The organism is Beijerinckia sp. 28-YEA-48 (assembly GCF_900104955.1).
Lineage (GTDB): Bacteria > Pseudomonadota > Alphaproteobacteria > Rhizobiales > Beijerinckiaceae > Terripilifer.
In genome coordinates this window covers 4,432,330-4,447,424 of the sequence record NZ_FNSI01000001.1, presented here as the reverse complement: position 1 = coordinate 4,447,424, position 15,095 = coordinate 4,432,330, and the positions used below count along the sequence as shown (strand labels likewise).

13 protein-coding genes are annotated in these 15,095 nt (G+C 62.3%); 6 read left to right on the top strand and 7 right to left on the bottom strand.

Annotation, left to right across the window (positions count from 1 at the left end):
* Positions 1-99 precede the first annotated feature (99 nt).
* Genes BLW50_RS20840 through BLW50_RS20820 form a run of 5 tightly spaced genes read left to right on the top strand, consistent with a single transcriptional unit; the run spans position 100 to position 4,637 of the window.
* On the top strand, positions 100-831 hold the full coding sequence (locus tag BLW50_RS20840; protein ID WP_244544330.1) for an energy-coupling factor ABC transporter ATP-binding protein: 732 nt from the start codon (positions 100-102) through the stop codon (positions 829-831).
* A complete protein-coding gene (locus BLW50_RS20835) occupies positions 828-1,448 on the top strand; it encodes an energy-coupling factor transporter transmembrane component T family protein (RefSeq protein ID WP_090706119.1) in 621 nt (206 codons plus the stop codon). The genes BLW50_RS20840 and BLW50_RS20835 overlap by 4 nt, the downstream gene beginning before the upstream one ends.
* A 2-nt stretch (positions 1,449-1,450) precedes the next feature.
* Complete coding sequence (locus BLW50_RS20830) at positions 1,451-2,020, top strand: biotin transporter BioY (RefSeq protein WP_210186110.1); 570 nt, start codon at positions 1,451-1,453, stop codon at positions 2,018-2,020.
* Positions 2,017-3,498, top strand: coding sequence for a class I adenylate-forming enzyme family protein (locus tag BLW50_RS20825; RefSeq protein WP_090706114.1), 1,482 nt, complete (start codon positions 2,017-2,019; stop codon positions 3,496-3,498). Before BLW50_RS20830 ends, BLW50_RS20825 begins: the two co-directional genes overlap by 4 nt.
* Positions 3,495-4,637, top strand: a complete 1,143-nt coding sequence (locus tag BLW50_RS20820; protein WP_090706112.1) for a thiolase family protein — start codon at positions 3,495-3,497, stop codon at positions 4,635-4,637. The genes BLW50_RS20825 and BLW50_RS20820 overlap by 4 nt, the downstream gene beginning before the upstream one ends.
* A gap of 74 nt (positions 4,638-4,711) precedes the next feature.
* Here BLW50_RS20820 and BLW50_RS20815 read toward each other — a convergent pair whose 3' ends face one another.
* The 4 genes from BLW50_RS20815 to BLW50_RS20800 form a co-directional block, all read right to left on the bottom strand.
* Complete coding sequence (locus BLW50_RS20815) at positions 4,712-5,506, bottom strand: enoyl-CoA hydratase (protein WP_090706110.1); 795 nt, start codon at positions 5,504-5,506, stop codon at positions 4,712-4,714.
* Positions 5,507-5,520: 14 nt separating this feature from the next.
* The gene (locus tag BLW50_RS20810; RefSeq protein ID WP_090706107.1) at positions 5,521-6,705 is read right to left on the bottom strand and encodes a CaiB/BaiF CoA transferase family protein; all 1,185 of its coding nucleotides are present in this window, start codon (positions 6,703-6,705) and stop codon (positions 5,521-5,523) included.
* A 118-nt stretch (positions 6,706-6,823) separates the two neighbouring features.
* Positions 6,824-7,846 carry a uroporphyrinogen decarboxylase family protein gene (locus BLW50_RS20805; RefSeq protein ID WP_090706104.1) on the bottom strand — a complete coding sequence of 341 codons (1,023 nt, stop codon included), beginning with the start codon at positions 7,844-7,846 and terminating at the stop codon, positions 6,824-6,826.
* A gap of 157 nt (positions 7,847-8,003) precedes the next feature.
* Positions 8,004-8,450: a DUF1810 domain-containing protein gene (locus BLW50_RS20800; RefSeq protein ID WP_090706101.1), complete on the bottom strand. Its 447-nt coding sequence runs from the start codon at positions 8,448-8,450 to the stop codon at positions 8,004-8,006.
* 267 nt (positions 8,451-8,717) lie between these two features.
* On the opposite strand from BLW50_RS20800, the gene BLW50_RS20795 reads away from it, so the two are divergent.
* Positions 8,718-9,518, top strand: a complete 801-nt coding sequence (locus tag BLW50_RS20795; RefSeq protein ID WP_090706100.1) for a TIGR02391 family protein — start codon at positions 8,718-8,720, stop codon at positions 9,516-9,518.
* 3 nt (positions 9,519-9,521) lie between these two features.
* Here the strand turns inward: BLW50_RS20795 and gyrB are convergent, their stop codons facing one another.
* The 3 genes from gyrB to recF form a co-directional block, all read right to left on the bottom strand.
* Positions 9,522-11,963 carry a DNA topoisomerase (ATP-hydrolyzing) subunit B gene (gene gyrB, locus BLW50_RS20790; protein ID WP_090706098.1) on the bottom strand — a complete coding sequence of 814 codons (2,442 nt, stop codon included), beginning with the start codon at positions 11,961-11,963 and terminating at the stop codon, positions 9,522-9,524.
* Between the two features lie 141 nt (positions 11,964-12,104).
* Entirely contained in the window at positions 12,105-13,919 is a 1,815-nt protein-coding gene (gene recQ / locus BLW50_RS20785) for a DNA helicase RecQ (RefSeq protein WP_090709467.1), read from the bottom strand.
* Positions 13,920-13,963: 44 nt separating this feature from the next.
* A complete protein-coding gene (recF, locus tag BLW50_RS20780; RefSeq protein ID WP_090709465.1) occupies positions 13,964-15,085 on the bottom strand; it encodes a DNA replication/repair protein RecF in 1,122 nt (373 codons plus the stop codon).
* Positions 15,086-15,095: the final 10 nt, after the last annotated feature.

Genomic DNA, 15,095 nt, shown 5'->3' with positions numbered 1-15,095 from the left:
CCGTCAGGTGAAACAAGTTCTCGAAAATAAAGTTCCCCGGACCACCGCCCCGAGTTGTTTTGCGCTGCGGCATCCAGCTTGATAGAAGGGCGCGCAGCTGTGAATACAGCAGCATATTCAGGCGGCGCGACCCGGCACATGACCATTGACGTGAAGGATGTAACGCTGGCGCGCAATGGCCGCCCTGTGCTGCATCAATTGAGTTTGCAACTCGACGAGCGCCGCATTGGCCTGATCGGTGTCAACGGCGCCGGCAAAAGCTCGCTGCTGCGGCTGTTCAATGGGCTCCTGCTGCCCGACCAGGGCCACGTGACCGTGCATGGTCTGGAAACGAAAGCCAGCCGAGCGCAATTGCCGCGCAGTGTCGGGTTCATTTTTCAAAATCCCGAGCATCAGATCGTTTTCCCAACCAGTCTTGAGGAAATCGCCTTTGGCCTGCGCGAGCGCGGCATGGGGCCGGCTGAAGCGACGGCGGCGGCGCGCGCCTTTCTGCTACGTCACAATTGCGCCGATTGGTGCGAACGCTCAGTTGCCGAACTGTCCGACGGCCAGAAGCAGCATTTGTGCATTCTCGCCATTCTCGTCTGCGAGCCGGCGCTGGTCCTGCTCGACGAACCGTTCTCGAGCCTTGATCTCCGGGCCCGCAACATGTTCCTGCGGCTGTTGTTCAATTTGCCGCAGCAGATCGTCATGGCGAGCCACGATCTCGACGCCATGCAGGATTTCGACCGGATCGTCTGGCTCGATGATGGACAGATCGCCGGCGATGGCACACCCGAGACTGTGTTGCGGGCCTATCGCGCCCATTGCGACGCGCAGGCCATCGCATGATCGCGCCGCATGTGGCTCAGCAGACCTGGCTGCATCGGATCAACGCCGGTCCTAAGCTCGCCGTTCTGGCGGTCACTTCGATTTTGCTTGGCTGGATGAGCCAGTGGCCGCCGCTCCTCGTCGCTTGTGTGGTTATTCTTGCTCTCTATGTCTTCACCATTTCCGCCGCTGGCGCGCGCCTGAAACTCTATCGTCCACTGGCGCCCTTCCTGATCGGCATTGCTCTTCTGCAAATTTATACGTCGGGCTGGGAGATGGCGCTCGCCACATTGTTGCGTCTGGTGGCGATGATCGCGCTCGCCGATCTCGTCACCGCGACGACGCCGATGCTCGCCATGATGGATGCGTTGCAGCCTTTATTCAGGCTGCTGCGCCCGCTCGGGCTCGACGAGCGCCGGCTGGCGCTCGCGGTCGCTCTGATGCTGCGCTTCATTCCGGTGATCATGAGCGAATGGAACAAGCGAGAGGAAGCCTGGCGCGCCCGCACTGGTCGGCGGCCGCCGCTGCGTCTTCTGGCGCCTTTCCTCAGCGATGTTCTGCGCCTGGCCGATCATGCCGCTGAAGCCTTGGTGGCGCGCGGCTTTGAAATGAACCTGACAACCGAGAAGAGGAAATAGACGTGCAATTGCGTGACATGGTTCGCGTCAGCCTGTTCGCCGCTTTGATGGCGGCGCTTGGTCTGTTCCCCCGTCTCGACATTCCCCTTGCCGGCGGCGTGCCGATCACTTTGCAGACTCTCGGCGTGATGATGGCCGGTGTTTTTCTCGGTGCGCGGTTGGGCTTTGCCAGTGTCGCGCTGTTTCTGTTCGTCGTGCTCTTGGGCGCGCCGCTGCTGGCTGGTGGCCGTGGCGGATTGGGCGTTCTGTTCACCCCGTCGGCCGGCTATCTGATCGGCTATCCGATTGGCGCTTTCGTGGTCGGATGGCTGATGCGGTTAGGAAGCGGCAAAGGTGTTTTCCTGCGCGCGTTGCTGGCTTGTTTCCTCGGCGGTGTAGTCGTCATCCATTTTGCCGGCATCGCCGGTCTTGTCTGGAAGACCAGCATGTCCTGGCAGCAGGCGCTGCTGGCTGATCTCGTCTTTGTGCCGGGCGATGTGTTGAAGGCGCTGGCCTGCGCCTATCTTGCTTCGCTGATGCCGGATCAGACGATCGCGGCGGCAGCAAAGTCCGATCCAAGGTCTTATCCATGATCATCGGATCGACGATCGCGAACCATGCGGCGCAAAGGCCTTCGGGTCTCGCGGTCGTCTGTGATGCGACGGAGATCACTTGGTCGCAACTTCTAAAGCAACGCGATCAATTGGCGCATCGCATCGATGCGGCTGTGCCGCGCGGACAATCCGTCGCCCTTCAACTGCGGAATTGCCCCGGCTTCATACCGTTGTTTCTGGCCACCATCGCCACCGGCCGCGAGGCGCAGATTCTGGATCCGGACTGGCCCGCCCCCATGGGCCAGTCGATCGTCGATCGGGCGCGTCCCGATCTCTTGATCAGCGGCCAACGCCTGATCCATCCGCATCTTATGCACGTGCCCTCGGACCATCCGAACGTCGATGATCTGATGGCTGCCTTTTCCAAGACCGACGATGTCCTGGCGTCGCCACGCGATGTCAGCGATCTCGCCCCCTTCTATGTCGGCTTCACCTCCGGCTCGACCGGCCTGCCGAAAGGCTATCGCCGCCATCATCGCTCCTGGCTCGAAAGTTTCGCCGTCGAACAGGAAGAGTTTGGCGTCACCGCCGATGATGTCCTGCTGGCGCCAGGCACGATGACCCATTCGCTGTTTCTCTATGCGGCCGCCCATGCGGTGCATGTCGGCGCAACACTGTTGATGTCCCGTGCCTTTCGGCCAGACCGCGCCATCCGCCAGGGCCAGGACCATGGCGCGACGATCCTCTATGGTGTGCCCTCGCAGCTTCGTCTGATGGCGGAAAGCGCCTTGGCATCGGGTGTGCAACTGGGGCTGCGCGTGATTCTCTCGTCGGGCGCCAAGCTCGGTGCTGATGATCACGCCCTGCTGCGCCAGGCTTTTCCGCAGGCCGAGATTGCTGAATTCTACGGCGCGTCCGAGTTGAGCTTCATCGCCGTGCGCAAGCAAAGCGAAGGCGCGCCGGAAACCTCCGTTGGCCGCGCTTTTAGCTCCGTTACGCTCAGCATTCGCGATGGCGATGGAAAGGCGCTTGCCGCCGGCGAGACCGGGCTTGTTTACGTCGCCAGCCCGATGGTTTTTATGAGCTATGCGCCGCAGGGCGAAACGCTCCTGCGGCGCCATGGCGACGCCATCTCCGTCGGTGATGTCGGTTTTCTCGACACCAAGGGTTTTCTGCATCTGGTTGGCCGCGCCGACCGGATGATCATCTCGTCGGGCAAGAACATCAGTCCCGAAGGCGTTGAAGCCGTGCTGGCGCGCCATCCCGATGTAACTGCCGCCGCCGTTCTGGGTGAGCCTGATGCGGTGCGCGGCTTGCGGCTCGTGGCCATCGTCAAGACGGACGCCCCCGTTTCGGCTAGCGCTCTGATCGCCCATTGCCGGGAGAGCCTGCCTCTGACCATGATCCCGCGCCACGTCTATCAAACCGCGGATTGGCCGATGACCCGTTCCGGGAAAACAGATTTCGCCGAGTTGAAGCGCCGGCTCGACAGTGGCGTTTTGGAGCGGCTGCCGTGACCGGGGCAAGGACCGCTTGGATTGTCGCGGCCAAGCGCACGGCGGTGGCGCCGCGCCACGGCGCCTTCGCGGCACTTGGCGTCCACGATCTCGCCGCGCCGCTGATCGGCGCTATCCTTGAAGAGACAGGCATCGCGCCTGACAGCGTCGACGAGATCATCCTTGGTAATGCGCTCTATGGCGGTGGCAATCCGGCCCGCGTCGTCGGCTTGGCGGCGGGCCTGCCGCAGCGCGTTCCGGCGCAGACCATCGACACGCAATGTTGCGCCGGACTCGATGCCATCATTGCCGCCTCCGAGCGCATTCTGGCAGGCACCGCAGATGTGATCCTGTGCGGCGGCGTTGAAAGTTTCAGCCGCTCGCCGCTGCGCCTGCGTCGGCCGCTGCGTGACGATGAAGAAGCGGTCGAATATCAGCGCCCGCCGTTCACGCCCTGGGCTGATCGCGATCCGGACATGATCGCCTCGGCCCATGACCTAGCCGTAAGGCTCGACATTTCCCGCAGTCGTCAAGAGGCCTTTGCGATCGAGAGCCACGCCAAGACGCTTGCCGCGCGCGCGCATTTGCACCGGGAGATCGTCCCTGTCGCGGGCCTCGATCACGATGCCTTTGGCCGCCGACTTTCAGAAAAAACCTGCGCACGCCTGCCAGCTTTAGCGGGCGCGGGCGCTCATGCGCTGACTGCCGCGACCATTGCCGTCGAAGCCGATGCCGCCGCGGTTCTGGCTGTTGTCTCCGACGCGGCTTTGAAGAAGCTAAAGGGGGCGAGCGCCGTTCGTATCGTTGCGGCCAAGCGCGTGGCCGGCGATCCGGTGCTGCCGGGCCTGATGAGTACGGAAGCGGCGAAAGCGGTTCTGGCGCAGGTGCAAACGACTGCGGACGCAATCTCGGCTGTCGAAATCATGGAAGCTTTCGCAGCACAGGCGCTCGGCACGGTCGATGCGCTACGCTTTGATTCCAGCCGCATCAATCGCGGTGGTGGCGCGCTGTCACGTGGCCATCCCATCGGCGCTTCAGGCGGCATCCTCGCCGTGCGTCTGTTTCATGAGTTGCAACGGGAAGAGGCCGGTGCACGCGGCCTCGCCACCATCGCCGCCGCCGGGGGGCTTGGCAGCGCGCTCATCGTTGAGAAGGCGTGAATGCTCTCGGTGTCTTCCCGGATCGCCTGCTGCGCGGTTCAGGATGAGGCGCAGGCTCTTTCTGAATCGTCCGCTCACCGCCCGTTGAAAACCGGCTTGCGCTTTTCCGCGAACGCCTTGCGTCCTTCGGCATGGTCCTGGCTGGCGAAGCAGGCGGCGACGGCCGCGGCGACGGTGGTGAAGTCGCATTCTGCCGCGGGCTTCATCGCTTCGCGAATGGCGATCTTGGACGCTCGCACGGTGAGTGGGGCATTGTCGGCAATGGTCATCGCCAAAGTGCGCACGGTCGCTTCCAGCTCGCTCGTAGACACGACTTTGTTGACGAGGCCCATTGCCAGCGCCTCTGCCGCCGCATAGCGGTTGGCGGTGAACAGCATTTCGGTGGCGTTGCTGGAGCCGACGATTTCGATCAGCCGCCGCACGGAGTGCAGCGGATAGGCGACACCAAGTCGTCCGGCCGGAATGCCGAACTGGGCTTTGTCAGAGGCGATGCGCAGATCGGCGGCGAGCGCCGTGCCAACGCCGGCGCCCAGGCAATAGCCCTGGATCATGGCGATGAGCGGCTTGCGGTAAGTGTCGTAGCGATCCAAAAGGCGCGCGGTCGTGGCCGCCATATCTTTCTGCCGTTCCGGATTGTTGGCATAGCCCTCGAACTGCGAAATATCGGCGCCGGAAACGAAGGATTTGTCGCCGGCGCCGCGCAGCACGACCACCCGGATGGCGTCGTCATTCTCGAAGTCGCCGAGGATGCCGAGGAGATCGAGGCGCATTTCGTGGCTGATGGCGTTGTGCCGCTTGGGATCGTTGAAGATGATCCAGCCGATGGCGCCGTCCTTGTCGCCAATCATTTTGCCGTTCGAGGCGTTCATGAGTTTAGTCCTGTTCAGATGATCTTGCGGTCGCGCAGTCCGGCGATCTCGTCGTCGCTGAAGCCGAGTTCGCGCAGGATTTCGCTGGAATGTTCGCCGGCATCCGGTGTCACGCGGCGCATCTGCCAGGGTGTGCGCGACATGTGAATCGGCTGGCCGACGATTTCGCGACGGCCCAGGCGCGGATGTTTGATCGGCGTGGCGATGCCCAGATGTTTCACCTGCGGGTCGGCGAAAGCCTGGTCGATGCTGTAGATCGGTCCGCACGGCACGCTGGCCGCATTCAGCGCCTCGACCCATTCGGCGCTGCTGCGCGTGCTCAGAATGGCGGATAGCTCTTCGTTCAGCTCGTCGCGATGTTCGCGGCGCTTCTCGGCATCGGCATAGGCGGGGCGGTGCTGTAGATCTTCGGCGCCAAGAGCCTTGCACAACCGCGCCCAGGACGACTGGGTGCCCGAGCCGATGTTGATGTGCCCGTCCTTGGTTGGAAAGGTCCCGGTCGGAATGAAATAGGGATGGTTGTTGCCAGCCTGGACCGGAACCTTGCGGTCGAACAACCAGGCGGCCGATTGGAAATCCATCACCGCGATCAGCGATTCGACCAGCGAGGTCTGCACCCACTGGCCCTGGCCGGACTGTTCGCGTTCGATCAGCGCCAGCAGAATGCCGATGGAGAGATAAAGCCCAGCCGACATGTCGGCGACGGCGGCGCCGGCGCGCACCGGGCCCTGGCCGGGCAGGCCGGTGACCGACATCAACCCGCTCATCCCCTGCGCGATCTGATCGACGCCGGGACGGCCCGCATAGGGGCCATCCTGGCCGAAGCCGGAAATGCTGCCGTAGACGATGCGTGGATTGAGGGCGCGGATCGACTCATAATCGATACCCAGGCGATGTTTCACGTCGGGCCGAAAATTCTCGACGATCACATCGACGTTTTCGGCCAGACGATTGAAGATGCGCCGGCCGTCGTCGCTCTTGAGATCGATGGTCAGGCTGCGCTTGTTGCGATGCAGGTTCTGGAAATCGGCGGAATCGCGATGGCCGTCGAAGCCGCCGCCCTCACCACCCTCGGCCATTTCCACCTTGATGACGTCAGCGCCCCAGTCGGCGAGCTGGCGTGCCGTGGTCGGCCCGGCGCGCGCCCGCGTCAGGTCGAGGACCTTGTAGCGAGAGAGCGGTAGCGGCGCGTCCACCATGATGGTCTTCTTTGTTAGAGCGTTTTGCCGTTTGATGGACTCATCAAACGCGACAGGACGCGTCGAACAAAGATCTTAAATCAAATTGCGTTTCTGGCGAAACGCAATTTGATTTTGGCTAGGAGAGTTCGGCGCGGACGATCCGGGTGCCTTCCACCATCGCCCTCAGCTTGCCGAAAGCGACATCGCGCGGCAGATATTTCATGCCGCAATCGGGCGCGACGACAATGCGTTTGGCCGGGACGAAGGGAAAAATGCGGCGAATGCGCTCGGCGACGACTTCAGGCGTTTCCACCGTCATGTCGTTGAGATCGATCACGCCGATGACCATGGTCTTGCTCGGTAGCTGTTCGAGAACCTTGAAGTCGAGCACCGGCTGAGCGGTTTCGATGGAGATCTGATCGACATTGCAGCGTTCGAGTTCGGGCAGAAAGGAATAGCCGGCCGGTTTATTCTTCACCAGCGCTGCATAGCCGAAACACAGATGCACACCGGTCGTGCCCTTCACGCCTTCGACGGCGCGGTTGATCGCATCGACGCCATAGGCGCGCGCCTGGTCGGGGCGCGCCTGCATGTAAGGCTCGTCGATCTGGACGATATCGGCGCCAGCGGCGAAGAGATCCTTGATCTCCTCGTTGACGGCGGCGGCATAGTCCATCGCCACGGCGGCTTCGTCGTTGTAGTGAAAATCCTTCGCCTGGATCGACATGGTGAACGGGCCAGGCACAGTGATCTTGATGCGCTTGTCGGTGTTCTTGCGCAGGAACTGCACGTCGCGCAGTTCCACCGCATGTTTACGCCTGATCTTGCCAATGACGCGCGGCACCAGATCGGGATTGCCGCTGCGGCTTGGCACGACGGCGGGATTGTCGATGTCGACGCCTTCCAGCGCCGTGGCGAAACGGTTCGAATAGCTTTCGCGGCGCATCTCGCCATCGGTGATGATGTCGATGCCGGCACGCTCCTGATCGCGGATGGCGATCAAGGTCGCATCGTCCTGCGCTTCTTCAAGCCATTGCGGATCGATGTGCCACAGCTCTTTCGCGCGAACGCGCGGCGGCGGCCGCTTGCCGAGTTTGCTCCGGTCGATCAGCCAGTCTGGTTGCGGATAGGATCCGACGATCGTCGTAGGCAGCAGCATGCATTCCTCCCAATCCGGCGGCTGGAGCATCCCACGCACTGTTGTCCTATTCGCTGATGCGAGCAACAGGGGGGCTATCGAGGGTGGGACTTATCCCATCGACGATGCCGGAAGCAAGCGCATTCCCAAGCTCGCTTATCAGAACGAGGCCGAGGCCTCAGTCTTCGCTTTCGAGCTTCTCGGTCGTCAACGGATCCGGCACACTGTCGAAGAAGGTTTCCAGCGCTTCATCGAAGACCGATTCATCCGGCGTGACGGCGCTGAAAAGCGTCAGCGACGAGCGAAACTTCAGGTCGTCAGGCGAGCCGAATATTTCGCGCGCCGTGCGCTCGGCATGGGCATTCAGGGCGAGCGTGCACGCGCGTAGGCGCTGACCAAGCACAGGATGATGCACATAGGCGTGCGCTTCTTCCGACGAGGTGATCGCATAGCGCTGCGCCATGGCGCTAGCGCCGAGCCCGGCGATCTGCGGAAAGATAAACCACATCCAGTGGCTCTGTTTGCGCCCGGCCTGCAATTCGCCGAGCGCTGTCTCGTAGACGTCCTTCTGGGCGTCGATGAACCGTTGCAGGTTGAACGGGTCGTTTATGTTTGGCGGTGGCATTTCCAAGCGAAAGGTCTCCCGGCTCGCGTGCAGAAAATGCGTCAAAACAAAAGAGTTGGTTCTGATCAGAACTGATAGATTCTCGATCTTGGCAGATGAGGCGGGGACTGTCGCGCAATTCCTCGGCTCTGGCAACTATTGCGCTACCGCCCCCCAATCTGCGATTTTCCGATGATAATCGAATCGAGAGCTTCAACAAAAAACATCAGCAAGACCGTATCAGGAATTCGCTGAGAACCGATTTTGATTGGCTAGTGCGGGGGAGAAATGGCATTTTTTACAGCGGCTGAAATTCAAGCGATTGCGGAAGCACTCGGTGATACCGAGATTGGATTAACAGGAAGTGAGATAGGGCGGCTGCTCTCATCGTTACGAATGAATGATGTTAATGCTTCCGTCACGAAACGCCTTCGGCTGAGTGATGCCCTTACTTACGATCAGAACGCGCGATCGAACCGTACAGGCATTCTCGCATTTATACGTACAGCAATGAAACCGACTCGCTGGGTTGGAAAGCGAGAAGCTTTTGAGAGGCTTCGGGCTCGGCTCAATCAAGCCTTAATGTTGATGGGCCTTGTCGTAAAAGAGACAGGAGATCTCGTTGAAATAGATACAGCAGGGACGCTTTCTGAAGCGGAGCGGCGCGCGCGAGAATTGCGAGCTGATCTATTAAGCCGCGATATTCATCCTGATGTTGCTATGTTCTGCCGTTCTGAGTTGCTGACAGATAATTATTTTCATGCGGTTTTGGAAGCTGTCAAAAGCATTGGCGATAAGCTGCGTGTGCGTACAGGTCTCTTGGACGATGGAGCTGTTCTTATCGATCGTGCGCTCGGGGGTGACCTTCCAATACTGGCTATCAACCGGCGCGCTACCAAAAGTGAAGTCGACGAGCAGAAAGGATTTGTGAGCTTGGTGAAAGGAACATTCGGGATGTTTCGTAACCCAGCGGCGCACGAAGCCAAGCTGAATTGGAAGATGAGCAGAGAAGATGCAGAGGACCTAATGTCCTTGGTGTCTTTGATTCATCGTCGTCTTGATAAGGCGACGATGTTACCTAGGACCTAGCAATTAAACGTCGAGATTGGCGACGCTGAGCGCATTCTCCTGGATGAACTCGCGACGCGGTTCGACGACATCGCCCATCAGGCGGACGAAGACGCTGTCGGCGTCGGAGACTTCCTTGATGCGCACCTGCAGCAGCGAGCGCACATTGCGGTCGAGCGTCGTTTCCCAGAGCTGTTCGGGGTTCATCTCGCCCAGGCCTTTATAGCGCTGCATCTGGCTGATGCCCTTTTGGCCGGCGGCCATGATGGTGTCGAACAAAGCGCTCGGCCCGGCGACACGTGTTTCGTCCGCTCGGCGTTGGAATATGGCCGGCTGGGCGTAGACCGCATGCAGCGAGGAGGCGTGGTCGTTCAGCTTGCGCGCCTCGGCCGAGGCCAAGAGGCCGGCATCGAGCACGCTCGCCTGGCGCACGCCGCGCACTTCGCGGCTGAAGACGAAACGATCGCCTTCGATCACGCCCTGCCAGCCACGCTCGGTTTCTTCCGACAGCGCATCGAGACGGCGGGCGATCTCCTGCGTCCGTTCCTCGGCGAGGTCGCCCATGGCGGCGATCGGCTGCAAGGCGCCAGCGATGGCGGCCTGTTCCACGGCGACGCGATCGTAGCGCGAGTGCAACTGTGCCAGGATCTGTTTCACCAGACGCGCTTCTTCGGCCAGGGCGCGCAGGTCGGCGGCGCTGCGCACTTCGCCATTGCCGAGGCGCAGCAGCGCACCATCAAGGCCGTTGTCGAGCAGATAGTCTTCGCGCGCCCGCTCGTCCTTGAGATATTGCTCCGACTGGCCGCGCTTCACTTTGTAGAGCGGCGGCTGGGCGATGTAGAGATGGCCGCGTTCGATCAGGTCAGGCATCTGCCGGAAGAAGAAGGTCAGCAGCAGGGTACGGATATGGGCGCCGTCGACGTCGGCGTCCGTCATGATGATGATCTTGTGATAGCGCAGCTTGGCGATGTTGAAGTCGTCGCGGCCGATGCCGGTGCCTAAAGCCGTGATCAGCGTGCCAATTTCCTGCGATGACAGCATTTTGTCGAAACGCGCTCGCTCGACGTTGAGAATTTTACCGCGCAGCGGCAGCACCGCCTGATATTCGCGGTTGCGCCCCTGCTTGGCCGAGCCACCGGCGGAATCACCCTCGACGATGAACAGTTCGGATTTGGCCGGATCGCGTTCCTGGCAGTCGGCGAGTTTGCCGGGCAGGTTGGCGACATCGAGCGCGCCCTTGCGCCGCGTCAGTTCGCGCGCCTTACGCGCTGCTTCACGGGCCAGTGCTGCTTCCACCACTTTGGTGACGATGGAGCGCGCGTCCTGCGGATGTTCCTCGAACCATTGGCCGAGCATCTCGTTGACGAGACTTTCAACGACGGGCCGCACTTCCGAGGAGACCAGCTTATCCTTCGTCTGCGACGAGAATTTCGGGTCTGGCACTTTCACCGAGAGCACGCAGGTCAGGCCTTCGCGGCAATCGTCGCCGGTCAGGTCAACCTTTTCCTTCTTGGTGATGCCCGAAGATTCGGCATAGCCGGTGAGCTGGCGCGTCAACGCGGCGCGGAAGCCGGCGAGATGAGTGCCGCCGTCGCGCTGCGGAATGTTGTTGGTGAAGGCCAGAACATTCTCGTGATAGCTGTCGTTCCACCACAGCGCCACTTCAACGGTGATGCGATCGCGCTCGCCACGGATCAAGATCGGCGTGCCGATCTGCGGTTGCTTGGCGCGGTCGAGATAGCGCACGAAAGCCTCGAGCCCGCCCTCGTAGAACAATTCCTCGACCTTGGTTTCCGCATGGCGCATGTCGGTGAGGACGATGCGCACGCCCGAGTTCAGGAACGCCAGTTCGCGCAGACGATGTTCGATCGTCGCATAGTCGAACTCGATCATCGTGAAGGTTTGCGGCGACGGCAGGAAGGTCACTTCGGTGCCACGCTTCGGCTTGCCATCGATCAGCGGTGCCGGCCCGACAACGACGAGCGGCGCCACCACGTCGCCATGGGAGAAGCGAACCACGTGTTCCTTCTCGTCGCGCCAGATGCGCAGCTCGAGCGAGGTCGACAGCGCGTTGACGACGGAGACGCCGACGCCGTGCAGGCCGCCCGAGACCTTGTAGGAATTCTGGTCGAACTTTCCGCCCGCATGCAGCTGGGTCATGATGACCTCGGCCGCCGAGACGCCTTCCTCCGAATGAATGGCGGTGGGAATGCCGCGGCCGTTGTCGGTCACGGTGCAGGAGCCATCGGGGTTGAGCGTCACCGTGACGAGCGTCGCATGGCCGCCCAGCGCCTCGTCGATGGCGTTATCGACGACCTCATAGACCATGTGATGCAGGCCCGAGCCGTCATCGGTGTCGCCGATGTACATGCCCGGCCGCTTGCGCACCGCATCGAGGCCGCGCAGGACCTTGATGGAGTCCGCGCCATAGGCTGCGGGATCAGTGTTTTCGGCGGGCTCGGCCATGAAGGGTAATTCTCTGAAATGGGCGGAAAATCTCAGCCTGGAGGCCGGCCTCGATTCGATCCCGTAACATACCCTGAAACCGCTAGGAAATGCACGTAAAACCGTATCTTCCAGCGTCTCTAAACGACCGATTCGAAGGCGCTACGGCAGCCCCGCCAGAGCCTCCAGAAAGGCGTCACCGTAAAGCTTCAATTTACGCTCGCCGACGCCATAGATTTCGGCCATTTGGCCGAGGGTTTCGGGCCGTCTTTCGGCCATTTCGATCAAGGTTCGGTCGGCAAAGATCATAAACGCCGGCACGCCCTGCTCGCGGGCCAGCTCGCGCCGGCAGGTGCGCAGCGCCGCCAGCACCGCATTGTCCTCGTCCGGGCTGTCGCTGCCGATGCCCCGGCGCTTTCTGGCGCCCTTCGGCGCCTCAGAAACGGGTATTTCCCGCAGCATAAAGGGTCGCTCGCCGCGCAAAATCTCCAGCCCCGTCTCCGACAGGGCAAACCCGCCGAATTCCTCGCTGGCGTTAACCAGGGCGCCGGCGGCAAACAGCTGCCGGATCACCGAGGCCCAGGCCGCCTTGGCCCGGTCCTGGCCCACGCCGAAGGTCTTCAGGCTGTCATGACCATTGCGACGGATGGCATCCGTCATGGTGCCTCTGAGAATGTCGGTGAGATAGCCGACGCCGAAGCGCTGCCCCGTCCGCGCCACGGCCGACAGCACCTTTTGCGCTTCGATCTTGCCGTCGGCGAGACGGATTTCGTTGCGGCAGCAGTCGCACTGGCCGCAGGGCGGGCTCTGTTCGTCGAAATAGGCCAGCAGCAGTTGCCGCCGGCAGGAGGTCGCCTCGCACAGCATGGCCATGGAACTGAAGCGGCGATGCTCGATACGCCGCTGCTCCGGCGAAATGTCGCGCTCGTCGATCTGCCGGCGCCGCAGCGCCATGTCGTCGAGGCCGTAGAGGGTGAGGGTGTCGGCGGGCAGGCCATCGCGCCCGGCGCGGCCGATCTCCTGGTAATAGGCTTCGACGCTGGCGGGCATGTCGGCATGCACGACAAAGCGCACGTCCGGCTTGTTGATGCCCATGCCGAAGGCGATGGTCGCCACCGCGATCATGCCTTCGTCCTGCAGAAAGCGATCCTGCGCCTGGTTGCGCAGCCGCTGCTCCATGCCGGCATGATAGAACACGGCGGAATGGCCCTGCGCGTTGAGAAACTGCGCTAAATCCTCGGTTTTCTTGCGCGAGGCGCAATAGACGATGCCGCTCTGGCCACGCTTGCTGGCGAGAAAATTAAGCAATTGCTGGCGCTGCTGATCTTTCGCAGCGAAGCGCAGGCGCAGGTTTGGCCGGTCGAAACTGTGCAGGAACAGTTCGGGCTCGCCGTCGAAGAGGCGTGAAGCGATGTCCTTGCGCGTCGCCTCGTCGGCGGTCGCGGTGAAGGCGATGATCTGGCGGATGCCCAAGGTGGCCGCAACAGAGCGCAGATCGCGATATTCCGGCCGGAAGTCGTGGCCCCATTCGGAAATGCAATGGGCTTCGTCGACGGCGATGCGTGCGAAGCCGGCGGTGGCGAGCCGGGCCGCGAGCCCCGGCATGGCCAGGCGTTCGGGCGCGATGAACAGCATGCGCAGCTTGCGGCTGCGAATACCGGCCCAGGCTTCGTCGATTTCCTCTTCGCTGTTGAGCGAGTTCAGCGAGGCGGCGACCACGCCCAATTGCTGCAACTGCCGCACCTGGTCGCGCATCAGGGCGATCAGCGGTGAAATGACGATGGTGGCGCCATCCTCGAGCAGGGCCGGAAGCTGATAGCAGATCGACTTGCCGCTGCCGGTTGGCATCACCGCCAGAACCGAGCGGCCGGCGATGACCGCCTCGACCACCTGCTCCTGCCCCGGGCGGAAGCCATCGTAGCCGAACACGGATTTCAGCAGCTCGCGCGGTTTGGGCTGATTTGCGGGGGGATGCATCAAGGGATTCTTGGAAAGAGTCTTGGAAACGGCTGCGGAGGATGTCATGCGCGGGTGATCCGCCCTGGCGTGACATGCAGAAGGTCAGCCTGCTGGAGATCGGCGAATTGCGCCGGATCGGCGCCAGTCACCCACACTTGCGCGCCTAAGGTCCGTAATTCGGCAAACAGCGCGGCGCGCCGTTGCGGGTCGAAATGCGCCGCCACTTCATCGAGTAGAACGATGGGACATATCCCACACATGGAGCTGACGAGCCGGGCATGCGCCAGAACGAGGCCGATCAGCAGCGCTTTTTGCTCGCCGGTAGAGCCACGGGCGGCGTCGATGTCCTTGGGGCCATGGCGGACGACCAGGTCGCTGGTATGGGCGCCGATCAGGGTGCGGCCGGCGGCGGCGTCGCGATGGCGGTTCTCGCGCAGGATTTCCATATAGGCGTCCTCGGCCTCCAGCGCCGAGCGCTCCGCCACCAGGCTTTCAACGGCGCCACTCAAGGCGACTTCGGCCCATGGAAACAAAGTGTTGGCCTCGCGGCCGGCGGCGGTGAGGGCGGCCAGGCGGCTGATCGTTTCGTGGCGCGCGGCGGCGACCGCGATGGCCACTTCCGCAGTCTCCCGCTCGGCCGCGTCGATCCAGGCGCCGGAGCGGGTACCGTCTTCGAGCAGGCGGTTGCGGTTGCGCAGCGACCGTTCCAAGGCGTTCACTCGGCCGCCGTGTTCGGCATCGACCGCCAGAACCAGACGGTCGAGAAAGCGCCGGCGCTCACCGGGCGAGCCGGTGAAGAGACCGTCCATGGCGGGGGTCAGCCAGACCACGCGCAGGTGGTCGGCCAAAGCCCGGGCGGTCGGCAGGGGCTCGCGGTCGAGCCGATAGCGCCGTTGTTTGGGCTCATCAGGTGTTGCCGGCGTTACGCCGGTGCCGATCTGGACATGGCCAAGGGCGCCATCCAATTCGCAGGAAATCGCGAAACCGCCTGGGCCGCCTTCCCGCGCCAGCTCATCAAGATCGGCGCGACGCAACCCGCGGCCGGCGGTCAGCAGCGATAAGGCTTCCAGAACATTGGTTTTTCCGGCGCCGTTCTCGCCGAACAGCACGACCAGATCGCCATTCACCTCGAGATCGAGGGCGGCGTAGGAGCGGAAATCACTCAGCTTTAGCCGTCGCACCATTGGTCGCGCG